21 protein-coding genes are annotated in these 22425 nt (G+C 72.6%); 8 read left to right on the top strand and 13 right to left on the bottom strand.

The features are described from left to right. Positions 1–5 precede the first annotated feature (5 nt). Positions 6–179 carry a hypothetical protein gene (locus ACWDZ7_RS09690; RefSeq protein ID WP_451796130.1) on the top strand — a complete coding sequence of 58 codons (174 nt, stop codon included), beginning with the start codon at positions 6–8 and terminating at the stop codon, positions 177–179. Next, complete coding sequence (locus tag ACWDZ7_RS09695) at positions 176–1408, top strand: ROK family protein (protein ID WP_451796131.1); 1233 nt, start codon at positions 176–178, stop codon at positions 1406–1408. The genes ACWDZ7_RS09690 and ACWDZ7_RS09695 overlap by 4 nt, the downstream gene beginning before the upstream one ends. Here the strand turns inward: ACWDZ7_RS09695 and ACWDZ7_RS09700 are convergent. The 5 genes from ACWDZ7_RS09700 to ACWDZ7_RS09720 form a co-directional block, all read right to left on the bottom strand. Continuing rightward, the gene (locus ACWDZ7_RS09700) at positions 1405–2622 is read right to left on the bottom strand and encodes an MFS transporter (RefSeq protein WP_451796132.1); all 1218 of its coding nucleotides are present in this window, start codon (positions 2620–2622) and stop codon (positions 1405–1407) included. The genes ACWDZ7_RS09695 and ACWDZ7_RS09700 overlap by 4 nt on opposite strands. Before the next feature lie 175 nt (positions 2623–2797). Next, a complete protein-coding gene (locus ACWDZ7_RS09705) occupies positions 2798–3397 on the bottom strand; it encodes a TetR/AcrR family transcriptional regulator (protein WP_451796133.1) in 600 nt (199 codons plus the stop codon). Between the two features lie 108 nt (positions 3398–3505). Further along, the gene (locus tag ACWDZ7_RS09710) at positions 3506–4429 is read right to left on the bottom strand and encodes a phosphotriesterase family protein (protein WP_451796134.1); all 924 of its coding nucleotides are present in this window, start codon (positions 4427–4429) and stop codon (positions 3506–3508) included. After that, entirely contained in the window at positions 4426–5010 is a 585-nt protein-coding gene (locus ACWDZ7_RS09715; protein ID WP_451796135.1) for a DUF4865 family protein, read from the bottom strand. The genes ACWDZ7_RS09710 and ACWDZ7_RS09715 overlap by 4 nt, the downstream gene beginning before the upstream one ends. 30 nt (positions 5011–5040) lie before the next feature. Next, positions 5041–5652, bottom strand: coding sequence for a TetR/AcrR family transcriptional regulator (locus ACWDZ7_RS09720; protein ID WP_451796136.1), 612 nt, complete (start codon positions 5650–5652; stop codon positions 5041–5043). A gap of 215 nt (positions 5653–5867) precedes the next feature. On the opposite strand from ACWDZ7_RS09720, the gene ACWDZ7_RS09725 reads away from it, so the two are divergent. The 3 genes from ACWDZ7_RS09725 to ACWDZ7_RS09735 are packed head-to-tail and all read left to right on the top strand — an operon-like array spanning position 5868 to position 9627. Next, positions 5868–6161: an SHOCT domain-containing protein gene (locus tag ACWDZ7_RS09725; RefSeq protein ID WP_451796137.1), complete on the top strand. Its 294-nt coding sequence runs from the start codon at positions 5868–5870 to the stop codon at positions 6159–6161. Further along, positions 6158–7051 (top strand): ABC transporter ATP-binding protein, encoded by an 894-nt coding sequence (locus ACWDZ7_RS09730; RefSeq protein ID WP_451796138.1) that lies wholly within the window; start codon positions 6158–6160, stop codon positions 7049–7051. The genes ACWDZ7_RS09725 and ACWDZ7_RS09730 overlap by 4 nt, the downstream gene beginning before the upstream one ends. 14 nt (positions 7052–7065) lie before the next feature. Continuing rightward, positions 7066–9627, top strand: a complete 2562-nt coding sequence (locus ACWDZ7_RS09735) for an ABC transporter permease (protein ID WP_451796242.1) — start codon at positions 7066–7068, stop codon at positions 9625–9627. Positions 9628–9746: 119 nt separating this feature from the next. Here the strand turns inward: ACWDZ7_RS09735 and ACWDZ7_RS09740 are convergent, their stop codons facing one another. Together ACWDZ7_RS09740 and ACWDZ7_RS09745 are read right to left on the bottom strand one after the other, a co-directional pair. Beyond that, positions 9747–10220: an ATP-binding protein gene (locus ACWDZ7_RS09740; protein ID WP_451796139.1), complete on the bottom strand. Its 474-nt coding sequence runs from the start codon at positions 10218–10220 to the stop codon at positions 9747–9749. 224 nt (positions 10221–10444) lie between these two features. After that, positions 10445–10774: a hypothetical protein gene (locus ACWDZ7_RS09745; RefSeq protein WP_451796140.1), complete on the bottom strand. Its 330-nt coding sequence runs from the start codon at positions 10772–10774 to the stop codon at positions 10445–10447. A gap of 329 nt (positions 10775–11103) precedes the next feature. Here ACWDZ7_RS09745 and ACWDZ7_RS09750 point away from each other — a divergent pair, with 329 nt between their 5' ends. Continuing rightward, entirely contained in the window at positions 11104–12201 is a 1098-nt protein-coding gene (locus ACWDZ7_RS09750) for a PLP-dependent cysteine synthase family protein (RefSeq protein ID WP_451796243.1), read from the top strand. Positions 12202–12236: 35 nt separating this feature from the next. On the opposite strand, the gene ACWDZ7_RS09755 is transcribed toward ACWDZ7_RS09750, so the two are convergent. Continuing rightward, the gene (locus ACWDZ7_RS09755) at positions 12237–12716 is read right to left on the bottom strand and encodes an SRPBCC family protein (protein WP_451796141.1); all 480 of its coding nucleotides are present in this window, start codon (positions 12714–12716) and stop codon (positions 12237–12239) included. A gap of 83 nt (positions 12717–12799) precedes the next feature. Then, entirely contained in the window at positions 12800–13687 is an 888-nt protein-coding gene (locus tag ACWDZ7_RS09760) for a DeoR/GlpR family DNA-binding transcription regulator (protein ID WP_451796142.1), read from the bottom strand. A gap of 214 nt (positions 13688–13901) precedes the next feature. On the opposite strand from ACWDZ7_RS09760, the gene ACWDZ7_RS09765 reads away from it, so the two are divergent. Then, the gene (locus ACWDZ7_RS09765) at positions 13902–16241 is read left to right on the top strand and encodes a hypothetical protein (protein ID WP_451796143.1); all 2340 of its coding nucleotides are present in this window, start codon (positions 13902–13904) and stop codon (positions 16239–16241) included. Here ACWDZ7_RS09765 and ACWDZ7_RS09770 read toward each other — a convergent pair. The 4 genes from ACWDZ7_RS09770 to ACWDZ7_RS09785 form a co-directional block, all read right to left on the bottom strand. Continuing rightward, entirely contained in the window at positions 16201–18603 is a 2403-nt protein-coding gene (locus ACWDZ7_RS09770; protein WP_451796144.1) for a right-handed parallel beta-helix repeat-containing protein, read from the bottom strand. The two genes, ACWDZ7_RS09765 and ACWDZ7_RS09770, sit on opposite strands and share 41 nt — an antisense overlap. Positions 18604–18768: 165 nt before the next feature. Further along, the gene (locus tag ACWDZ7_RS09775) at positions 18769–19374 is read right to left on the bottom strand and encodes an Rv1733c family protein (protein ID WP_451796145.1); all 606 of its coding nucleotides are present in this window, start codon (positions 19372–19374) and stop codon (positions 18769–18771) included. 141 nt (positions 19375–19515) lie between these two features. Beyond that, positions 19516–20340 (bottom strand): MOSC domain-containing protein, encoded by an 825-nt coding sequence (locus ACWDZ7_RS09780; RefSeq protein WP_451796146.1) that lies wholly within the window; start codon positions 20338–20340, stop codon positions 19516–19518. A 64-nt stretch (positions 20341–20404) separates the two neighbouring features. Beyond that, complete coding sequence (locus ACWDZ7_RS09785; protein WP_451796147.1) at positions 20405–20830, bottom strand: DUF6643 family protein; 426 nt, start codon at positions 20828–20830, stop codon at positions 20405–20407. A 307-nt stretch (positions 20831–21137) separates the two neighbouring features. Between ACWDZ7_RS09785 and ACWDZ7_RS09790 the strand changes: the two genes are divergently transcribed. Further along, on the top strand, positions 21138–22421 hold the full coding sequence (locus ACWDZ7_RS09790) for a TerD family protein (RefSeq protein WP_451796148.1): 1284 nt from the start codon (positions 21138–21140) through the stop codon (positions 22419–22421). The last annotated feature ends 4 nt before the right edge of the window (positions 22422–22425 follow it).

Consider the following 22425-nt stretch of genomic DNA (forward strand, 5'->3'; position numbering starts at 1 on the left):
CGCCGGTGACGTACAAGACGTTTCTGGCGGCGTACGAGACGTCCCAGGCGATGTACGAGACGTGTCAGGCGATGTACGAGACGTGTCAGGCGACGTACAACACGCTTCAGGGGACGAACGAGCGGATGCCGCACGAACGGGCAAGCCGTGTACGGATCATGGGAGACTCGCCCTCATGAACGGCAAGGCTGACCCCCGTGCCGAGGGGGAAGTGACCACGCGTACCCGCCTGGAGCGAGGGCGCGGCGCGTTGGGCCCCGCGCTCGAACTGGTCCACACCGGGCGCGCCCCGACCCGTGCCGTGCTCACCGCGGAGCTGGGCGTCACGCGTGCCACGGCGGGCGCCGTCGCCGCCGAGCTGGAGGCGCTCGGCCTGATCCGGATCGACGCGAAGCCGAGCGCGGCCGCGGGATCGCAGGGCAGGCCGTCGCACCGCCTCGCCGTCGCGGACGAGGGGCCCGTCGTGCTGGCGGCGCAGGTGCACGCGGACGGGTTCCGGGCCGCGCTGGTCGGGCTCGGCGGGCGCACCGTCGCGACCGCGCCCGGCTGCGAGACCATCGACGCGGACCCCGCGCAGGTGCTCGGTTCCGTGGTCGACGCGGGCGCGCGGCTGCTCCGGGAGACCGGCAGACGCTGTGTGGGGGCGGGCCTCGCGGTGCCGTCCGCGGTGGCCGAGCCGGAGGGCACCGCCCTCAATCCGCTGCACCTGGCGTGGCCCGCGGGCGCGCAGGTCCGGGAGATCTTCACCGAGTGCGTGCGCGCCGCGGGCATCGAGGGCCCGGCCTTCGCCGGCAACGACGTGAACCTCGCCGCGCTCGCCGAGCACCGCCACGGCGCGGGCCGCGGTGCCCGGGACCTGCTGTGCGTGGCGACCGGCCACCGCGGTGTGGGCGGCGCCCTCGTCCTCGACGGCCGCCTGCACACGGGGAGTTCGGGCCTCGCGCTGGAGGTCGGCCACCTCACGGTGAACCCCGAGGGGTGGCCGTGTCACTGCGGCAGCCGTGGCTGCCTGGACGTCGAGACGGACCCCCTCGCGTTCCTGACGGAGGCCGGCCGCGAGCCCGGCCCCGAGGGGCTGCTCGTACAGGCCCGCGCCCTGCTCCGTGACGGCTACGGAGAGCCCTCCGTGCGCCGCGCGGCCGAGGCGCTGATCGACCGGCTCGGTCTCGGGCTCGCGGGCCTGGTCAACATCCTCAACCCGGACCGGATCATCCTCGGCGGTCTGCACCGCGCCCTCCTGGAGGCGGACCCCGAGCGGCTGCGCGCCGTCGTCGCGGACCGGAGTCTGTGGGGGCGCAGCGGCAGCGTGCCGATCCTCGCCTGCACGCTGGACCACAACAGCCTGGTGGGGGCCGCCGAGCTGGCCTGGCAGCCGGTGCTCGACGACCCCCTCGGGGCGCTGGGCTAGACCGTCTCGACCACATCCCGCGCGGCGGGGCGCCCGCTCTCGACCGGCACCGCCGCCGCGGTCGTCCGCGCCTCGGCCCGGCGGCGCAGCAGGTCCGGCACCAGCGTGCCGAGCCCGAGCAGGGCGAGCCCGGCGCCGATCCACAGCGGCGCCCGCAGACCGAAGGTGTCGATGGCGGGGCCGCCGACGGACGTGGCGATGATGATGCCGAGCGTGATGAAGGAGGAGTGGACCGTGTTCACCAGCGGCCGTGCGTTGCCGGTGCGCTGGACACGGGTCACGAGGGCCGGGTTCATGGTGACCCCGACCAGGCCGATGCCCATCATCAGCACGACGGCGGGCACCGTCAGATGGGCGAAGAGCGCGAACCCGGCGAGGAAGGCCAGGTTCAGCGCGAGGCCGACGACGAGGACCGGGATGGCGCGGCGGTCTGCGAGCCGTCCGACGACCGTGTTGCCGACGACGGTGGCGGCGCCGTACGCGATGAGCAGCAGCGGAACGGTTCCGGTGGAGAACCCGGTGATCTCGGTGAGGATCGGATTGAGGTAGCTGAAGGCGGAGAAGGTGGCGCCGATGACGAAGGTGCTGGTGGTGAGGGTGAGCCACAGCCGCGGACTGCGGAAGGCGCCCAGTTCCTCGCGGAGGCCGCCGCTCTCCTCGGCCCCGCCGTCGGCGCCCGGCACTCCGGCGAGTGTGGCGAGGGCCGCGAGCACGGTCAGGACGGTGATGGCCCAGAACGCGGCGCGCCAGCCCAGGTGTTCACCGATGACGGTGGAGAGCGGCAGACCGAGCAGCGTGCCCAGCATCAGCCCGTTGAGGGCCACGGCGACGGCGCGTCCGCGCACTTCGGGCCGGGTGATGCGGGAGGCCAGGGAGATGGAGACGCCGAAGAAGGCCTGCGAGGCGATGCCGGTGAGCACGCGGGCCACCAGCATGGTGCGGTAGTCGGGAGCGAGCGCGGCGAGCACGTTGCCCCCGAGGAAGATGCCGAAGAGCAGCACCAGAGCCGTCTTCTGGCGCATCCTCAGGACGGCGACCGTCAGGAGGGGTCCACCGAGGGCCATCGCGGCGGCGAAGGCGGTGATGAGATAGCCGATCTCGGAAATCGTGGCGTCCAGTCCCTCGGCCATCTGCGGCATCAGTCCTGCGACCACGAATTCGCTGGTCACCATGGCGAAGATGCCAAGGGCGAGTACGTATACGGCGCGGGGCATGGCGGTGTGCTCCTGTCGGGTCAGGTCATTTTGGATAGCTCAGTACAAAACAAGGGCATGAAGAGGCGCGCCGGGTGGCGGCGTGGGAGTGGCGCGCGGGGTGGTGGCGTACGGGGGCGGTGCAGGGGGGCGGTGCACGGGGAAGGGCCGTTCACCGGCGGCCGGTGTGGGCCGGCTAGCGCACCGTCAGTGCGTCGAGCGCGGTGTCGGCGATGTCCTCCAGGGCAGCCCGGTCCGCACCGCCCTGCGCGGAGACCCGCATGCCGCCGATGACGGCGTTGACGTAGCGGGCGAGGGTGTCCGCGTCCCGCCCCTTCGTGATGTCGCCGTCCCGCTGTCCGGAGCGGATCGCGGCCCGCAGCACGGTGAGCCGCGTCGCGAGGTCGCGCTCCAGCATCGCGGCCGCCTCCGGGTCGCGCGCGGCGAGCTCGACGGTCGTGTTGACGGTGAGGCAGCCGATGCTGTGCCCGTCCTCCCGGTGCTCGAACTCCCCCTCGATGATCCGGGCGAACAGTGCGCGGAGCCGCTCCGTGGCCGGTTGCCCCACGTCCTCCAGGATCTCGATCTGGGCGGTGTTCATCGTGTCCATGTAGCGGGCCAGGGCGCGCCGGAAGAGATCGTGCTTGCTGCTGAACGTGTTGTAGATGCTGCTGCGGCCCAGGCCGGTGGCTTCACACAGGTCCTGGGTCGAGGTGGCCTCGTAGCCGTTCACCCAGAAGGCGTGCATCGCCGCGTCCAGGGCCCGCTCCTCGTCGAAAGTCCTCGGTCGGGCCATGGGGAGACCGTACCGGTTTTGGAACGCTCGGTGCAATAAGCTGAGCGCACTCCACGGTTGGGCCCACTCCTCGGCTGGACCCACTCCGCAGCTGAGCCCGCCCTCCGGCTAGGCCCACTCCACTCCGAACGCCCGCCCCGCGTTGACCGTGAGGATCAGCTCCGTCAGCTCCTCGCCCACGGCCAGCTCCAGTCGGCGCCGCACTCCGCGCAGCAGATGGGGCATGCCCGGGCCGCCGCTCACCGACCGTGCCCCCGCCGTGGTCGTGTCGCCGCCAAGGAGGAGGCGGTCGCCGAAGCCCGCGTCGGCCAGGGACCGCACCGCTTCCGGCATGCGCCAGTCCGTGGCGTGATGGGCGCGGGAGGGACCGTCGAAGGCGAGATGGGCGCCCGCCTCGGCGGCCTTGTGGTGGAGGGCGAGATCGGGGGAGCGGTTGAGATGGCCGAGGATCACTCGGTGCGGCGGGACCGCCAACTCGCCGCAGAGCAGGTCGAGTACGTCCAGCGCGGCCGTGCCCAGCTCCAGGTGTACGGCGATCGGGGCCCCGGTCGCGTGATGGGCCTCGGCCGCCGCGGTCATCGTCCACCGCGCGTGGGCGTCGAGCCCGTGGAAGCCGCCCGCGACCTTGATCAGCCCGGCCCGTACGCCGAAGTGCCCGATGCCTTCAGTGAGTTCGCGTACGAACAGCTCCGCGAGGCCCTCCGTGCGGAGCCGCTCCAGCAGCTGCGGTGTGTAGTGGGCGGCTTGGTGCAGTCCCGTCGCCGCGACGATCCGTACGCCCGTCGCCCGGGACAGCTCCGGCAGCCGCCCCGCGTGCCGCCCCATCCCGTGCGGTGTCCACTGCACGACGCTCTGCCCGCCCGCCGCGCGGAACGCCGCCAGCTCGTCGGCCGCCGCCCCGGCCGAGTCCAGTTCCTGGCCCGGGAGTCGCGGGCTGCGCAGGAAGAGATGGTCATGGGCGTCGCAGACACCGAGGTCCGCCGGGGTGATGTCGCCGAGAACCGTGCGGACGGTGCCCTGGGCCGCGGTCACCACTGCCGCCCGTTCGCGGGCTTCTCGTGCTCCGGTGTCGACAGGTGCAGCACCTGGAAGACGTCCCCGAGGCCCTGGGGCGCCTCGTGATCCCAGAGCGAGAAGTGCACCGCTTCCCAGGTCCGCGGGTCAACGGCCGTCAGTGCGGTCACCGCGCCGTCCTGCCGGACCAATCGGCGTGCTTCGTCGGCGAGTTCATGCGCCAGCTCGGGGAGGCGTGACGGCTCGGGGATGCGTCGACGGCGGCGTACCGCCGCCCTCGGGGTGATCCCGGGCGCGAGTGCGTCCTCGTACGCGAGGACCGGCCAGTGCTGCACCGCGGGCCGGCCGAAGTCGTCGACGAGCCCCTGGAAGCCGGGCCCCCAGAGGAAGGAGTTCATGCCCGCGGCGGTGTTCCAGCAGTAGAACGGCGCGTACTGGTTGACGGGCGAGCCGTCCCTGCCGCGCTCGCGCATCAGATAGGCCTTGAAACCGAGCCCGGCGAACGCGTCGAGGAGATGGCCCTTCGACTCGACGCGGTGGCGGATGACACCCATGTCGTAGTCGGCGGGCAGAGTGATCTCGTACTGCATGGCGTGCATCGCGTACTTCCGTCTTCCTTGGCTGCGGGGTCAGTTGGGGCGGGAGTCGGTGGTGATGCGGAGAGGGGCGGCGCAGGCTCCGAGCAGCGCGAGCAGGCCGCGTACCGCCGCGTCGAACGCGGCCGGCGAACCCGACGAGCGGGCCAGGACATAGCCGCCCTGCACCGTCGCGACGACCGCAGAGGCGATCTCCCGAGGAACGAGCGCGGACGTGAACTCGCCCTGGACACGCCCCTCTTCGAGAATTCCCGCGAGCCGGTCGCGCAGCCAGTCGAGGGTCTCGGTGACCGGCGCGCGCAGCTCGTCGCTCGCGATGATGTCCGGGTCCATCGTGAGCCGACCGACCGGACAACCCCTCAACACGTCGCGCTCACGCAGCAGATACGCCTCGATACGCGCGTACGCCGACCCCGGACCGGCGAGGACGGACTCGGCGGTGGCCCGCATCTCCTCGGCCGTACGCCGGATCGCGGCGAGCGCGAGGTCGGGTTTGCCGGTGAAGTGGTGGTACATGCTGCCTTGCCCCGCGCCCGCGTGCTGCTGGATCGCCTTGGGGCTCGTACCGACATAGCCCCGCTCCCACAGCAGCTCGCGCGTGGACTCGATCAGACGCTCCGGAGTGCTCATGAAATCACTGTACATACTAGTAGGTACAGAGATCCACTGACGGCGCGACGGCGGCGCGACCTCAGCACGGCGCCGGGAGCAGTCAGGGCCAGGCCGGATACTTCCGCCGTGGTACGCGCGGTGCCGCCGGCCGTACGACGACGTGCGGCCCCTCACGGAGCGAGTCTCGACGCAGCACGGAAACCACGAGAAGGCACCACGAGAAACACTCCCTGAGGAGCTGAATTCAGATGCAGACCCTGGCGCACTGGGACGGCGGGCCCGGCCCGTGGATCTTGTTCTTCCCGCTGATCTGGGCGGTCGTCGTGATCGGCGCCGTCACCCTGCTCCGCCGCACCGTGTGGCGCGGGCGCCACGGACCGCTGAGGGCACCCGGCGGGCCCACCGGCGTCGACGCGAGCTCGCCCATCGCCGTCCTCGGCCGTCGCTTCGCCTCCGGCGAGATCGACGAGGACGAGTACTGGCGTCGGCTCTCCGTCCTCGACGAGGAGTTCGGCCGGGCCTCCGAAGGCGGTGCGGCATGAACGCCGCGACCGGCGGGGCCACGAGCACCGGCACCGTGGAGGCCGCCGCCCGTGTCACCGACGCCGTGAAGGTCCACGGCGACGGCGGCACCGCCGTGCGGGCCCTGGACGGGGTGAGCGTCGGCTTCCCCGCCGGACGTTTCACCGCGATCATGGGCCCGTCGGGCTCGGGCAAGTCCACGCTCATGCACTGCGCGGCGGGCCTGGACACGCTCACCTCGGGCGCCGCCTTCATCGGCGACACGGAACTGGGCTCCCTCGACGACCGGCGCCTCACGCTGCTGCGCCGCGACCGCGTCGGCTTCGTCTTCCAGGCGTTCAACCTGGTGCCGACGCTGACCGTCGCCGAGAACATCACCCTGCCCATGGACCTCGCGGGCGTCCGTGGCGACCACGAGTGGGCCGACGCGCTCATCGACATCGTCGGACTGCGGGACCGGCTGCACCACCGGCCCGCCCAGCTCTCCGGCGGGCAGCAGCAACGCGTCGCCGTGGCGCGGGCGTTCGCGGGCCGGCCCGATGTCGTCTTCGCCGACGAGCCGACCGGCAACCTCGACTCGCGCTCCGGTGAAGAGGTGCTGAAATTGCTGGGCCGCGCGGTGCGCCAGATGGGCCGCACCGTCGTCATGGTCACCCATGATCCGGTCGCCGCCGCCCACGCCGACGAGGTGGTCTTCCTCGCCGACGGCCGCCTCGTGGACCGGCTGGATTCGCCGACCGCGGACACGGTCCTGGACCGGCTGAAGTCCTTCGACACCGACATCAGCCCCACCACGGGCCCCGCCACGGGCACGCGCACAGGCACGGAGACGCGTACAGGCGCGGGCACGCGCACAGGCGCAGACACGCGCGCGGGCGCATGCGCGGGCACGGAGGGAGCACCATCATGAGCACCCGGAGTTCACTGGGCGCCTCCGCCCGCATCAGCCTGTCCTCGCTGCGCGGTCACAAGCGCCGCTTCGCCGGTACGTTCCTCGCCGTCATGCTCGGTGTCGCCTTCCTGGCGGGCACCCTCGTCATGGGCGACACCCTGCGCGCCGGCTTCGACACGATGTTCGACAACGCGACCAGCGGCACCGACGCGGTCGTCCGCAGCGCCGACACGATCACCACGCCCGACGACAGCCAGGGCACGCGCAGGCCCGTCAAGACCTCCCTGGCCGAGAAGATCGAGCAGATTGACGGCGTGGCCGCCGCCGCGCCCAGCATCCAGGGCGCGGGCCAACTCCTCGCCAGGGACGGCGAGCCCATCGGCGGCGAGGGCCCGCCCACGCTCGCCGGCAACTGGATCGACGACGCCGACCTCAACGCGTACCGACTCGCCGAAGGCCGCGCCCCGTCGAAGTCCGGCGAGGTCGTCGTCAACCGCGGCGCCGCCGAGGCCGGAGACCTGAAGGTCGGCGATACGACGACGCTGCGCACCCCGGACCCCGTCGAGGTGAGGATCGTCGGTCTCGCGACGTTCGGCGGCGAGGACGGCATGGCGCAGACGACCTTCACCGGCATGACGCGGGCCGACGCCGAGAAGTACCTGACGCCGAAGCCCGGCGAGGCCGCGACCATCCAGGTGCGGGCCGGGCCCGGCGTGAGCGAGCGGGAACTCGTCGACGCGCTGACGCCCGCACTGCCCAGGGGAGTCGAGGCCATCACCGGTGAGGCGTCGGCCGCGGAGAACACGGACAACATCTCCGGCCAGTTCCTGACGCTCTTCACCAGCTTCCTGCTCGTCTTCTCCGGCGTCGCCCTGCTCGTCGCCACCTTCAGCATCCACAACACCTTCGCCATCGTCGTCGCCCAGCGCACCCGCGAGAACGCGCTCCTTCGCGCGCTCGGCGCCTCGCGACGCCAGGTCACCGTGTCGACCCTCGTCGAGGCGGGCGTCGTCGCCGTGGTCGCATCGGCCGCGGGTCTCGCGGGCGGCATCGGCGTCGCGGTGGGCCTGCGGGCACTCTTCCCGGCCATCGGATTCCCTTTCCCCGAGGGCGACTTGGCGATCAGCGTGCTGTCCATGCTGCTGCCCCTCGCCGTCGGCGTCGTGGTCTGCCTCGGCTCCGCGCTGCTGCCCGCCGTACGGGCCGGGCGCACCGCACCACTGGCCGCGCTCCGCGAGACCGCGGTCGACCACTCGGGGACGTCACGGAGCCGGGCCGTCGTCGGCCTCGGCCTCGCACTGTCCGCCGTGGGCCTGGCCTTGACGGGTGTACTGGTCACCCCGTCCATCTGGCTGGCGGGGACGGGCGCCGTCCTCGCCCTCGCCGCCTTCGTGGTGCTCGGGCCGGTCGCGTCCTCCCGTGCCGTACGCATTCTCGGCGGGCCCCTGGACCGGCTGCGCGGTGTCACGGGCGGGCTCGCCCGGCGCAACGCCCTGCGCAGCCCCGACCGGACCGCCGCCACCGCGAGCGCGCTGATGATCGGCGTCGCTGTCGTCTCCCTCTTCACCGTCTTCGGCGCCTCGCTGAAGGCGACCATGGACCAGACGGTCAACCGCTCCTTCGCGGGCGACGTCGCGGTGAGCACCCCCGGCTTCGGCGCGGGCGGCAGCGGCCTCAGCCCGAAGCTGGCCCCGGCCCTCGCCGAGCGCCCGGAGGTGGAGACGGCCGTCGGCCTCGGCAGAGGCGCCGCGAAGGTGGACGGCGAGGGACGCGCCCTGACCGTCACCGACCCGGGCCCGTTCGCCGACTCCTTCGACCTCGGCAGGGTCGAAGGATCGCTCGACGCGCTCGGTGACGACGGCATCGCGATCACCCGCGCGGAGGCGGAGAAACAGGATCTGAAGGTCGGGTCCAAGGCCGAACTGGCCTTCGCCGACGGCAAGAAGGAGACCTTCACGGTCCGCGCCGTCTACGGCCGCTCCGAACTCGCCGGTGACTACGTCATCACCCGCGAGGCCTGGGCGCCCCACCGCGCGCAGGACGCGGACAGCCTCGTCTCCGTCACCTTCAAGGACGGCGTGAGCACGGCCGAGGGCAAGGCCGCGGTCACCGAGACCGCGCGCGACCACGGCAACCCGGACGTAGAGACCCGGGACGAGTACGCCCGTTCCTCCGCGAGCGGCATCGACATGATGCTCACCCTCGTCTACGCGCTGCTCGCCCTCGCGGTGCTGATCGCGCTGCTCGGCATCGCCAACACGCTGACCCTCGCGGTCCACGAACGCACCCGGGAGCTGGGCCTGTTGCGCGCCGTCGGCCAGACCAGGGCGCAGCTCCGCGCCATGGTCCGCTGGGAGTCGGTGCTCGTCGCCGCCTTCGGGACGGCGGGCGGGCTCGCGCTCGGCGGCTTCCTCGGCTGGGTGCTCGTCAAGGCGTCCGACGGCGCGAGCGGCAGTGACTTCGCGTTCACCGTGCCGTCGGCCCAGCTCGCGGTGGTCGCACTGGTGGGCCTGGCCGCGGGAGCCTTGGCGGGCCTGCGCCCCGCTCGGCGGGCGGCACGCCTCGATGTGCTGCGGGCCATCGCCACCGAGTGAGGCCGCGGCGCCACCGAGTGAGGGCACGGCGTACGGTCAGCGCCGGGTCGGCGCGTACGGTCACTGCTCGGTCGATGCGTACGGTCACCGTCCGGTCGGCGTGTACGGTCACCGCCCGGTCAGCCGGCAACGGCCGACCGGGCGGGAGTCTTCGCGGCCGGCCCGTACACGGGGTACGACGGCACGGTCGCCGAAGGGGAGGACGCGGGGAGCGTGAACCACACGGTCTTTCCGGCGTCGCCCTGCGGGCACACGCCCCAGCTCTCGCTCACCGCCGCCACCATCGCGAGACCGCGGCCACAGGTGGCGAACGGCTCGGCGTCGTGGACCTCGGGCAGTCGGGGGTCGTGGTCGTGGACGGAGACCGTGAGACGGTCGAGCAGCAGCTCGATCTCCACGGTGCAGTCCTTGTCCGGCTCGGCATGCCGGTGGACGTTGCTGAGCAACTCGGTCACACCGAGGGCGGCCTGGTCTATCAAGGGATCGAGATGCCAGTAGCGCAACTGCGCAGAGACGATTCTGCGGACCTGGCGGATCCGCGACGGCAGAGCCTGGAGCTCCACCGTGCAATGCCTGCTTGGTTGGCTGATCACGGCTGCGACTCCCCGAATTGAGGTCCGGAAGAAGACGACGTTCGGATCGAGCAGGGGGCCGCTTGGTCTGCCGCCTGCTACGTGGCCGGCGGCGGGCTGGTTCTTCAGCGTCATCGCCGGTAAACCCAGAGTGATGTGAGACCAGAGTGACCCAGGGGGTGCGGGTGTGCAACTCACGTGCGGCTCCGGGGCCCCACCGGCCCGCGGCGCCGGGGTCCCACCGCTCAGCCCCGCCGACGGCGCTCCCCGGCCCTGCGTACCGCCTCGATGAACCTGCGCACGGTCGGCGGCCCGCCCTGGCCGGGCCCCGGTTCGTGCCCGCCGAGGGTGAGCTTGTAACGCCTGCCGTTCACTTCGGCCAGCGCGCGGTCGTCCGCGGCGAACCACGGCTTGCCCGTGCGCACCGCCTGCACCGGCGCGCTGTCGATCTCCTTGCCGTAGCTGGTGAGCAACTCCAGCCTGCCGTCGGCGATTCGGACCTGCCCGGCCCGGGTGAGGGAGCGCAAGCGCCGCCCGATCCGCACGCCCGTGGCCGTGAACTCCGGCTCCGCCATGACGCTCCGCCCCCTTGTGCGCTTCGGTGAATCGCTCCTGTGGGGACAGTTGCCCCGCGGTGCAGTGTGCACGCACCAGGCGTCGAGCACCAGTGCGCATGGAGACGTCGGGCCAGCACGGCGACGCCCCTCGTGCGCCCCTCCGGCGCACGCCCGCCGACCCGCTGCGCCAGCAGTGCCTTTGAGGTACCCAAAGGTGTGTTTATGCAGGTGGGAAGCGTGCGGACGGTGTTTAAGATCGGGGGGTACGGCCGCGTCGAATCGCGTCCGGCACGACGCGAAGGAGCCCCGCGGTGAGCACCGCACAGCAGGACCGAGCCGACGGGCCGATGCCCACACTCGACGTCGATCACAGCGACGAGGAGTACCGCGCCTGGCTGAAAGAAGCGGTCCGCAAGGTCCAGGCCGACGCCAACCGTTCGGCCGACACCCACTTGCTGCGCTTCCCGCTGCCCGAACACTGGGGCATCGACCTGTACCTCAAGGACGAGTCGACGCACCCGACGGGCAGCCTCAAGCACCGCCTCGCCCGCTCGCTCTTCCTCTACGGCCTGTGCAACGGCTGGATCAGGCCAGGGCGTCCGGTCATCGAGGCCTCCAGCGGCTCCACGGCCGTCTCCGAGGCGTACTTCGCCAAGCTGATCGGGGTGCCCTTCATCGCGGTGATGCCGCGCACGACCAGCGCCGAGAAGATCCGACTGATCGAATTCCACGGCGGCCGGTGCCACTTCGTGGACGACCCGCGCACGATGTACGCCGAGTCGGCCGCCCTCGCCGTCGAGACCGGCGGCCACTACATGGACCAGTTCACGTACGCGGAGCGGGCCACCGACTGGCGCGGCAACAACAACATCGCCGAATCGATCTACCAGCAGCTGAGACTGGAGCGCTACCCCGAGCCCGCGTGGATCGTCGCCACGGCGGGCACCGGCGGCACCTCGGCGACCATCGCGCGCTACGTCCACTACATGCAGCACGACACCCGCATCTGCGTCGCGGACCCGGAGAACTCCTGCTTCTTCGACGGCTGGACGAAGAACGACCCGGACGCCACGAGCGACTGCGGCTCCCGCATCGAGGGCATCGGCCGCCCCCGCATGGAACCGAGCTTCGTGCCCGGAGCGATCGACCGCATGATGAAGGTCCCGGACGCGGCGTCCGTCGCCGCCGTGCGCGCCCTGGACCGGGCCATCGGCCGCAGGGCGGGCGGCTCCACCGGCACGGGCCTGTGGAGCTCGCTGAAGATCGTCGCCGAGATGGTGGCCGCGGGCCGCACGGGCAGCGTCGTCACACTGATCTGCGACCCGGGCGACCGCTACCTGGACAAGTACTACTCCGACGCGTGGCTGGCCGGACAGCGCCTGGACATCAGGCCCTACGCGGAGGCGATCGACACGCTGCTCACGACCGGACGGTGGCCTCGGTAGCGCGAGCCCCACCCGGCCCGTACAACAGCCCCGCCCTACGCGGAGGCCGCCGCCAGCCGCCGGTCCAGGGTCGTGACCGCGTCGCGGAAGGCCCGGTCCAGGCCCGCGCGGGCGAGCCTCAGCGTGAGGCGGAAGGGCGCGGTGCCGTCCGCGGCGAACGTCCACTGGACGCGGGTGCCGGTCCCGGCCGGGGTGAGCCGCCACTCCTCCGCGAGGGCGCGCGGCCCCGGCGCGCTCGTCTCGTCGACGCGGTAGGCGTACCGCCCCGGCTCGTCGGCCGCGAGTACCGTCTCCCGAAAGCGCGTACCGCCCTTGAGCCGGACCTCGCGGCCCCTGCCCCCGTCCGTCGGACGGCAGTGCGTGACCGCGGTGAACCACGTGGGCCAGCCCGCCACGTCATCGGCGAGGGCGCGGTAGACCGCCTCGGGCGGGGCGTTCACTTCGCGCGCGAACACCAGACGCAGCGCGGCGGACTCGATGAACTCAAGCCCTACGGGGCTCAGTCGGCGTGCCATCGAACGTGGCCCCCCAGCGGAGTGCGGCAGTTGACCGGGCACGGTCACCATAGCTGGCGGCCCGTCAGATGTCTGCGGGGCTGCTAAGGGGCTCGGGTCCCCTCGGTGCCCCCCATGTCCTCTGCCTCGCCGGCGTCGGCGTCCGCGTCGTCGCGACCTTCGCGCTCGCCCGCCACCACGAGCCGGTGCAGATGCTCGGAGATCTCCGCGCGCGCCTCCGCGGGCAGCCCCGCGTCGGTCACCAGCGTGTCGACCTGCGACAGCGTGGCGAACGAACTCAGGCCCACCGTGCCCCACTTGGTGTGGTCCGCGACCACCACCACCCGCCGCGCCGACCGCACCAGGCGCCGGTTCGTCTCCGCCTCCGCCAGATTCGGCGTCGACAGGCCCGCCTCCGGCGATATGCCGTGCACGCCGAGGAAGAGCACATCGAAGTGGAGCGACGCGATCGCCTGGTCCGCGACCGGCCCGACCAGCGAGTCCGACGGGGTGCGCACCCCACCGGTCAGCACGACCGTGGCCGCGCCCTGCCGCTGCCCCGAGGTGCGCTGCGCGGAGTGGAAGACATCCGCGACCCGCACCGAGTTGGTCACCACCGTCAGGTCCGGCACGTCCAGGAGACGGTGCGCCAGCGTGTACGTCGTCGTGCCGCCGGACAGCGCGATCGCCGAACCCGGCGCCACCAGGGACGCCGCCGCCCGCGCGATGTCCTCCTTGGCGGTCGGCTCCAGGCCCGACTTCGCCTCGAACCCCGGCTCGTGCGTGCTCGCCTCGACGACCGGCACCGCGCCGCCGTGGACCTTCTCCAGGACGCCCTGGCGGGCCAGCGCGTCGAGATCACGGCGGACCGTCATGTCCGAGACGCCGAGCTTCCGCGTCAGTTCATTGACCCGGACCCCGCCCCGGCGGCGTACCTCGTCGAGGATCAGGGCACGGCGCTGCTCGGCGAGAAGGTTCTGATTCTCACTCACGCCAGGCCCGGCCCTTCTGCCCCGTCACACCCGCCGCGCCCGACCGGCGCACAGCCTCATCCTCGCATGTGCCACCGACAGCCGTGCCGGCACCCGCGCGGGTTCACGCCCACCCCCCGGAAGGGGAGATTGCGTGACGAGGGGTGCGCCGACGGCGGAGAGCCGGGATTCTTGTTCCTCACCTCACCACGCACATGTCGGGGGAAGCGGAACAGTGGAGCGTGCGACGCAGGACGAGACAGCCCTGGAACTTCTGGTCCATGGAGTGGGGGGCACCACACCGCAACAGATGCTCGGCGACCCGCGTACCGTGCGGATCTCCGGCGACGACACGGCGGCCGTCTTCCGCCGCGCCGAGGACGCCGACGCGGAGCGGCGCCCCGACGACTACCGCGGCAAACCGGTGCCCGAGGCGTACGTCTGGTGCAACCTGACCTCCGGCAACGGCTCCCGCGCCCTGTGGCTCCTGCTGCTGCCCTTCATGGTCGTCAACCTCGCCCACTGGATGCGCCCCACCTCGCGCCACCGCCGACGGCTCGCGCGCGCCTACGGCCTCCTGGTGCGGCTGATCGGGCTCACCCTCACCGTGCTGCTCGTCGCCGCCGCCTGCGAAGTCGCGCTCGACCTCACGGCCTGGCAGTGCGCGGGTACCCCCGAGTGCGCCGCCGACCGTGCCTGGCTCGGCTTCCTCGCCACCGACGACTCGGGGCACGGCGGCTGGTGGTCGCAGCCCGGACGCCGCCTGGCCCTCGCCGGCCTGCTGCCCGCCGCGCTCACCGGTCTGCTCTGGTACCTCTCCCACCGCACCTGGAACGCGTACGAGTCCCAGCAGCCGCTGCCCCACGAGCCGGACCCGGAGGAGGAGACGAGCCGCACCGCGCTCGGCAGGCCCGGCTTCTGGTACGGCCGCCGCCTCGTCGCCCGGCTGCGCGCCGCCCACACCGCCGCGGGGCTGGTCACCGTCGCGGCGGCGGTCGGCGCGTCGGCCGCACGCCACGACCGGCGCCCCGGAGGCCCCGCGTTCCTCCACGTCATCGGCTGGACCCTCGTCACCACGCTCGTCCTCGGCGGGGGATTCGTCGTGTGGGTGGTGTGCCGCAGGGGCCGCAGCGAGCACAGGCTCGACCGCAAGCTGGACCGGGCGCTCGTGCGCGGGCTTCCCCTCGCCGCGCTGGCCCTGCTCGTCCTGACCCTGCTGTACGCGGGCTGGTCACGCCCCGGCTGGCGGTCCGACGGCAGGCTGCCGGGCGACGCGACCTTCGGCGGCATCGCCCTCGTCCAGGGCCTCCTGGTCATCGCCCTCGCGGTGGTGGCGCACTCCCTGTACCGCACCTCGCCGAACGCGCGTACCGCCATCCGCGGCCTCGGCGGCCCCGCCGTCGCCATGCTGTCCTGCGCCCTGGCCGGCGTCATGTCCGGCGGCGGCGCGCAGCGGGTGGCCGACTGGCTGGACGGCACCCAGGGCTCCATCGACGGACCGCCCGTGCTGCTCACCTGGCAGGCGTCCGTCATCCCGCCGCTCCTGGCCGTCGTCGCCGTGCTCTGCCTCTGGTTAGGCGTACGCACCTTCCAACGCAAGCGCCGCGAGATGGCGAAGGTGGCGGCCGACTACCCCGGAGAGCCCAAGGACACCGCCCGCACCCGCCGCATCGCGGGGACACGCGCGCGTGCCGCCCTCACCGACCGCGCGCCCCTGCTCGTCGGCCTCGTCTCCGCCGTCACGCTGCTGCTCGGCACGGGAGCCCTCGCCGGCGCGTGGCTGACGGAGAAGGTCCCCGCCAAGGCCGCGCAGGGCACGCCCGACATCGTGGAGGGCGCCGCGGAGACGTCCCAGGCGCTCGGCTCCTGGCTGATCGGCTTCGGCTTCATACTGTTCGTCACCTGGGGCCGTCGCGCCTACAAGGACGCCTCGGCCCGCCGCACCATCGGCATCCTCTGGGACGTCGGTACGTTCTGGCCGCGCGCGGCCCATCCCTTCGCACCGCCCTGCTACGCCGAGCGCGCGGTCCCCGACCTGACCTGGCGCATGGCCGCCTGGACCCGCGCCACCAGCGCCACGGGCGGCCGCCTCGTCATCTCCGGGCACTCCCAGGGCAGCGTCCTCGCGGCGGCGGCCGCCTGGCAGCTGCGCCCCTCGGTCCGCAGGCGTGTCGCCCTGCTGACCTACGGCTCGCCCCTGGAGCGCCTCTACAGCCGCTGGTTCCCCGCCCACTTCGGCCCGGCGGCGCTCACCTCCCTGCACCGCGAGGTCGACTGCTGGCGCAATCTGCACCGCCCCACCGACCCGATAGGCGGCCCCATCAGCCTGCGCGGCGACTGCGGCCCACAGGTCGACCGCGCCGCCCTCAAGGACCCCCTCGCCTACGGCCGTACGGAGGCCCACCCGCTCCCGGCGCCGATCCACGGCCACAGCGACTACCAGGCGGACCCCGCGTTCGCCGAGGAGCGCGCACGGCTCCTCGCGCGCCTCAAGGCGGTCGTGCCGTCCCCGAGGCCCGCGGCGACGGAAGCGGTCACACCAGCTCCGGCAGATCCTCCGGATACAGCAGGGTGAGGTCGTCCGTGCTCGGCTCGGGCAACTGGGCGACCCGGCCCGCGTGCCGCTCCACCATCGCCTCGAACGTCTGCCGCGCGGTGCGGCCGTTGCCGAACGCGGGACCCTTCGGGAGCGCCGTGAAGTACTTCAGGAGCGCCTCGCCGGCGCCCGTGCCCAGGCGGTACTCGTGCTCCTCGGCCTGCTGCTCCACGATCCGCAGCAACTCCTCGGGGACGTAGTCGCTGAAGGTGATGGTCCGCGAGAAGCGGGACGCCACACCCGGGTTGACGGAGAGGAAGCGCCGCATCTCCGCCGTATAGCCCGCGACGATCACCACGACGGCCTCGCGGTGGTCCTCCATCAGCTTCACGAGCGTGTCGATGGCCTCACGGCCGAAGTCGCGCCCGGAGTCCTCGGGGGAGAGCGCGTACGCCTCGTCGATGAACAGCACGCCGCCGCGCGCCCGGTCGAAGGCCTCCTGGGTGCGGATCGCCGTCGAACCGATGTGCTCGCCGACCAGGTCGACGCGCGAGACCTCGACGAGGTGGCCGCTCTCCAGGACGCCGAGCGAGGCCAGGATCTCGCCGTAGAGACGGGCGACGGTCGTCTTGCCCGTGCCCGGCGAGCCGGTGAAGACCAGGTGGCGGCGGACGGAGGCGGCCTTCAGCCCGGCCTGCTGCCTGCGGCGGCCCACCTCGATCATGTCGGTGAGGGCGCGCACCTCCCGCTTGACGCTGTCCAGGCCGACCAGGGTGTCCAGTTCGCCGAGGACCTCCTTGGAGGCGCGGGTGGTCTTCTCGGGTCCCGGCGGCCGCGGGGCCTGCTGGACGGGGACGGAGCCGAGCAGTCCGACGCTCTGTGTGGCCGTCCGTACGGCGGGCGGCTCAGGCGCCGCCACCGGGGTGCGCGGGCCGCCGCTCTCGTCGCTCGCGCACTCCTCGACCAGCGGGCCCTCCTCCGAGAACTCGAAGCCGCCGCGCGCGCACCGCTCCGTGCGGCACTTCGTCAGCGTCGTACGGCAGCCGTCGATGACGTGGAAGCCGTAGCCACCGCTGTCGCCGACGCGACAGCCGTGGAAGCTGCCCCGGCCGCCCGCGGAGACGTAGAAACCGGCCTCGGCGGGCGAGGTGACCGTGCAGCGCTCGATGGTGGGGTCCGCGCCCTTGGTGACGATCACGCCCGTCTGGACGGCGTCGATCGTGCAGTCGGCGAGGGTGCCACCGCTGCCGTGGTCGCGGAACCACGCGCCCGTCGCGGCCTCGCGGATGCGGCAGTCGTCGAGCTGCGCCGTCGCGCCGTCGCTCACCGACACCGCCGTGTTGCGCACCTGGGTGAGGTCGCTGTCGACGACGTCGGCGCGGGAGCCGCGGTCCAGGACGAACAGCGCGTCCGGCACGTCCCGCACCCGGCACGACTCCAGGACGACCGTCGCGCCGTCACTGACCCAGACCGCCGGATAGTCGCCCGTACTCTCCTGGATCTCGCACTGGTTGGCGTCCACGCGCGTGCCCGGGTCCCACACCGACAGGCCGTTGCGCCCGAACCGGCGGACCGTGGAGCGGGTCAGCGTGAGCACGGAACGCGAGCGCAGATCGATCGCGTTCTCCGGGATGTCGTGGATGCGGCAGTCCGCCAGGGTCAGCACGGCGTCCGTGTCGAGCGTGACGCCGTCGGAGGTGGTGCGGTGCACGTCGCAGTCGGTCAGATGCGCCGTGGCCCGCCCGGTGACCTGCACGCCCGAGCCCTTGACCTCGTACACCTCGCAGCCGATGGCCTCCAGGCCGGTGTGCTCGCCGGTCACCGACAGCCCGGCGCCCGAGGCGTGGTGCACCCGGCAGCGCTCCAGACGGGGGTGCGCGCCGCCGCCCACCGCGACGCCGGACTGGCCCGCCGCGACGATCTCGCACTCCTCGAAGACACCGCCGCCGCCGTCGAGCACCGCGATGCCGATGCCGCCGGGGTTGTCGACGGTGCAGCGGCGCACCGTGGGACGGGCGCCGCCGCGGACCTCTATGCCGGCCGCGGAGCGGGTCACGACACGGATGCCGGTCAGCTCGGGGGCGCCGTCCTCGACGAGCAGCGCGGGCGCGGACGAGTCCTGGCCCTCGACGTGCAGGTCCTGGACGACGGCGGAGGCGCGCACCGTGAGCGGTACTCCGTCGGACGGCGCGATGCGCACGGAGCCCGCCGAACCATCGGGGCCGCGCAGGGTCACCGCGCGCTCGACGACGAGGTTCTCGCGGTAGGTGCCGGCGGCGACGGTCAGTATGTCGCCGTCGCTCGCGGCCTCCAAGGCGGCGGCGAGCGATGCGTATTCGCCGGTGCGGCGCCGCCACCGCGACGTGCCGGTGTGCGTCACCTGGACCGTGCCCTGTGCCATGGAGTTGCTCTGCCCCCACCTGGTCGTACGCGGGACCCTGCGCCGATGTGCCGCTTCGCTGCGCAAGGAGCCGAAGAGTTCGGCCGGTCCACCGTAGCGCGCGTGGGCAGGGCGAGTTGACCCGATCGCCCGGCTCCCGGCCGCGTGGCCCGGCCACGGGGCCGGTCAGGGGCCGGTACCGGTCCTGCCCCAGTCGGGGCCGGCCTTGGCCCAGGCCCGGTCCAGCCGGGCATGACGCCCGCGCACGATGCGCCAGAGGACGAGTCTGCGGGTGCCCTCGATGAGGGCGGCGCTCGCCGCGGCCGCGCCGAATCCGGCGAGCGCCGCGTGCGTGGTCGCCGTCGCGGTGTCCAGCGGGCGGCCGACGACCCGGCCGCGCTCGTCGGTCCACAGCCTGAAGCGGTCGCCGGGGCCCGGGGCGCCGAGCTTGGCCATGACGACTCCGGAGCGGTCGGTGCCGTCCGGTGCCGTCCAGCGCGCGAGGACCCGGCTGTGGGCGTCGCGCGCCGAGGCGGTCTCGGGGTCCGGGTCGAGCGGGGGAGAGGAAACCTTCCGCAGGACCGTGCCGACGACCGCGTGGCGGTCCTCGCGCTGCTCCCGCACCGAGGCCAGGAGGGCGTCCCGCGTCAGGCCGGTGGTGAGCGTGCCGATGACGGGGGCGGCGACGACGATCAGCACCAGGGCGGCGAGGGCCACCCAGGCCTCCACGATGTCGGTGCCGCGGCGCAGCGGGTTGTGCCGCCAGCGCCAGAGCCCGACGACTGCTCGCACAGCCCTGCACCCCTTTCCGCGTCCGTCACGACCAGGAACGGCACGGCCCACACGCGGGTGGCGGTTCCCGGCGTGTCCACGAAGCTCAACGTCCGTGCTCCGCCATGGGGTTCCCCATCCGGACGCCGGACATTCGAGGAATCATTCGAGGATCGTGAACGCGTCACCGAGGCGGATCGTTCCGGTCGATTCGGGCACCAGGTTCTGCCCGAAGACGAGCTGGTCGCCGAAGCGGCGGTGACGGGCGAGCGTGCGCAGCGGCTCCTTGCCGCGCTCCGCGGTGTTCTGGTCGGTGGTCGTCACGACGCAGCGCCCGCACTTCTTGGCGACGCGGAAGGTGACGTCACCTATGGCCACGCGCTTCCAGTCGTCCTCGGCCCAGGGCGGGGTGCCGTCCACGACGACGTTGGGCCGGAAGCGGTCCATCGGCAGCGGGCCCTCGTCCGCGTGGTCCCCCTGGGCGATCAGGGAGTTGAGGGCGTCGAGCGAGGAGAGCGTGGTGAGCAGCAGCGGGAAGCCGTCCGCGAAGCTGACCGTCTCGCCCTCCTCGGCATACGCGGGGTCGAGGGGCCGTCGCTTCTCGGGATCGTCGAGGTGAAGGAGGGTCACGTCCGTGTCCAAGTAGGCGCTGAACCAGGCGTGCGCCTCGGCGCTCGCGGGCACCCCCTCGACCTTGTCCCGCCAGATCTCCGCCGTCACCGTCCCGATGGGCTCGGGCACCGCGACCGTCAGGGCCTTTCGGCCGGGCGCGGACACGCGAAGGCCGCCGTCGGGCAGAAGCTCGGCGGCGGCCAGGGCCATGCGCGGATGCGGCCGCTGGGAGACGAACCGGCCGTCCTGGTCGACCAGCATCCACCGTCGGTCACCCGCGAGTCCCCAGGGCTCCACGGCGGCCTCACGAGGAGAGAGTCCCCGGGCCGCCTTGAGCGGGTGGACGTGGATCGACCGCAGTGCTGGATTCGACATGAGGACATCCTGCCAGCAGCCACTGACAGTGATGCCCTCAGGCGGCGGTGTCCGCGACAGGCGGTCAGTACCCGCGATACGGGCGGTTGTACGGATCCTCGTACGGCGCGGGGGCGGGACGGGGCGCCGCGGGGCGCATCGCCTCGTACCCCGTGCCGGTGGCCGGCCGCTGGGGCTGGGCGCCCGGGTACCCGCGCGGGCCTGCGGCCTGCTGCGGGATGTACGGCGTGTGCGGCTGCTGCATGGGGGCGGGCTGCTGGGCCTGCGGGTAGCCGTACACCGGGTTGTGGTGGGAAGGGGCGGCCGGCAGGGCGGGCAGCGCGGCCGGGAGTGCGGGCAGATGGCTGCCCGTGTCGTACGCGGAAGGAACCCGAATCGGGGCGATCTGAGGAGTGCCCCGCTCTGCGACGAGGGAGTCGTAGATCGGAGTGTCCGTGAAGGACGGCGCGGAGTAGTAACCGCCGCCATAGGTGGAGCGGGGGGAGGTCATGCTCCATAAGTTAAGCCCTTGATGTGCTGGTTGGGGAGACCGATAAGAGGGTTGTTTTACGTGTCGCCCGTGGCGATCGATCCCCAATGCGAGCGAACTTGGGAAAATCGGTCGTCGAACGGCGTACGGATCGTGTAAAGGCCGAGCTCTCGGCGGGTTACCCGGGGTCGGCCGTGATAGGGGCCCGCAGGCCCGTGGGGCGCGGTGCGTGGGCCTCACGGTGATCCGGGTAATAGGTTGGCCGCGAACGGAATCGACGGCTCTTCGGCGGCTCCGCCGGACGCGGCGACTTGCGATGGGGGCGGACATGACAATGCCTAAAGGATCGAATGTTCCCGTACCGGCACCCGTGGTACGGGTGGAATTGGGGTGGGGTTCCGGCGCGGGACTGCCCGACGCCGACGCGTCCGCGCTGTTGTTGGCCTCTTCCGGAAAGGTGCGCTCGGACGCGGACTTCGTCTTTTACAACCAGCCGACGCACTCCTCCGGAGCGGTGCGGTACGAGGGCAAGCAGCGTTTCGACGGTGGTGTGCGCGATGTGCTGACGGTCGACCTCGCGCGCGTGGAGCCCACGATCGAGACCGTGGTGCTCGCGGCGTCGGCCGACAGCGGTACATTCGGGCAGGTCCCCGGCCTGTACATCCGTCTGCTTGACGCGGCGAGCGGCGCCGAACTCGCGCGCTACGACAGCGCGGACGCGACCGTGGAGAGGGCCTTCGTCCTCGGGGAACTCTACCGGCGCCAGGGCGCCTGGAAGTTCCGCGCCGTCGGCCAGGGGTACGGCAGCGGGCTGGAAGGCCTCGCCACGGATTACGGGATCACGGTGGACGAGCCACAACAGGCGGCGCGCCCCGCGGTCTCGCCTGCGCCCGCGCCCGCCGCGACGCCTCCCGCACGCGCCGCGACGCCCCCCTCACCCGTCACCCCTCCCGCCCCCGCCCCGGCCGAGCCCGTGCGCCTGACCAAGGTCACCCTGACGAAAGACGCCCCGTCCGTCTCACTGACGAAACAGGGCGGCACCTCGGGCGGCATGCGCGTGAACCTCAACTGGCAGACGCGCAAGCAGTTCAAGGGATGGGGCGCGAAGCTCGGCAGAGCCGTCGCCATGCACGCCGACCTCGATCTGGATCTCTGCGCGCTCTACGAACTCGCCGACGGCCGCAAAGGAGTCGTCCAGGCCCTCGGCAACGCCTTCGGGGCGCTGCACCAGCCGCCGTACATGCTGCTCGACGGCGACGACCGCACCGGCGCGGTCGACAGCGGCGAGAACCTCACCATCAACCTCGACCACATCAAGGACTTCCGCCGCATCGTCATCTTCGTCACCATCTACGAGGGCGCGCGCAGCTTCGCCGACCTCAACGCCACGGTCACGCTCCAGCCGCAGCACGGCGCCGCGGTCGACTTCTCGCTCGACGAGTGCACGGTCCCTTCGACGGTGTGCGCGCTGGCTCTCCTCACCAACGACGGCGGCGACCTCGTCGTCCAGCGGGAGGCCCGCTACCTCGTGCCCGAGCGCGGCGTCAGCCCGCAGCGCACCATCGACCACGCCTACGGCTGGGGCATGAACTGGACGCCGGGCAGGAAGTGACCGC

The organism is Streptomyces sp. NPDC003032, from assembly GCF_053591415.1.

Bases quoted from the DNA above. Each gene is read 5' to 3' on its own strand.
- ACWDZ7_RS09695 (WP_451796131.1), top strand. From the start codon at position 176: ATGAACGGCAAGGCTGACCCCCGTGCCGAGGGGGAAGTGACCACGCGT.
- ACWDZ7_RS09700 (WP_451796132.1), bottom strand. From the start codon at position 2,622: ATGCCCCGCGCCGTATACGTACTCGCCCTTGGCATCTTCGCCATGGTG.
- ACWDZ7_RS09705 (WP_451796133.1), bottom strand. From the start codon at position 3,397: ATGGCCCGACCGAGGACTTTCGACGAGGAGCGGGCCCTGGACGCGGCG.
- ACWDZ7_RS09715 (WP_451796135.1), bottom strand. From the start codon at position 5,010: ATGCACGCCATGCAGTACGAGATCACTCTGCCCGCCGACTACGACATG.
- ACWDZ7_RS09720 (WP_451796136.1), bottom strand. From the start codon at position 5,652: ATGTACAGTGATTTCATGAGCACTCCGGAGCGTCTGATCGAGTCCACG.
- ACWDZ7_RS09725 (WP_451796137.1), top strand. From the start codon at position 5,868: ATGCAGACCCTGGCGCACTGGGACGGCGGGCCCGGCCCGTGGATCTTG.
- ACWDZ7_RS09730 (WP_451796138.1), top strand. From the start codon at position 6,158: ATGAACGCCGCGACCGGCGGGGCCACGAGCACCGGCACCGTGGAGGCC.
- ACWDZ7_RS09745 (WP_451796140.1), bottom strand. From the start codon at position 10,774: ATGGCGGAGCCGGAGTTCACGGCCACGGGCGTGCGGATCGGGCGGCGC.
- ACWDZ7_RS09750 (WP_451796243.1), top strand. From the start codon at position 11,104: ATGCCCACACTCGACGTCGATCACAGCGACGAGGAGTACCGCGCCTGG.
- ACWDZ7_RS09755 (WP_451796141.1), bottom strand. From the start codon at position 12,716: ATGGCACGCCGACTGAGCCCCGTAGGGCTTGAGTTCATCGAGTCCGCC.
- ACWDZ7_RS09770 (WP_451796144.1), bottom strand. From the start codon at position 18,603: ATGGCACAGGGCACGGTCCAGGTGACGCACACCGGCACGTCGCGGTGG.
- ACWDZ7_RS09780 (WP_451796146.1), bottom strand. From the start codon at position 20,340: ATGTCGAATCCAGCACTGCGGTCGATCCACGTCCACCCGCTCAAGGCG.
- ACWDZ7_RS09785 (WP_451796147.1), bottom strand. From the start codon at position 20,830: ATGACCTCCCCCCGCTCCACCTATGGCGGCGGTTACTACTCCGCGCCG.
- ACWDZ7_RS09790 (WP_451796148.1), top strand. From the start codon at position 21,138: ATGACAATGCCTAAAGGATCGAATGTTCCCGTACCGGCACCCGTGGTA.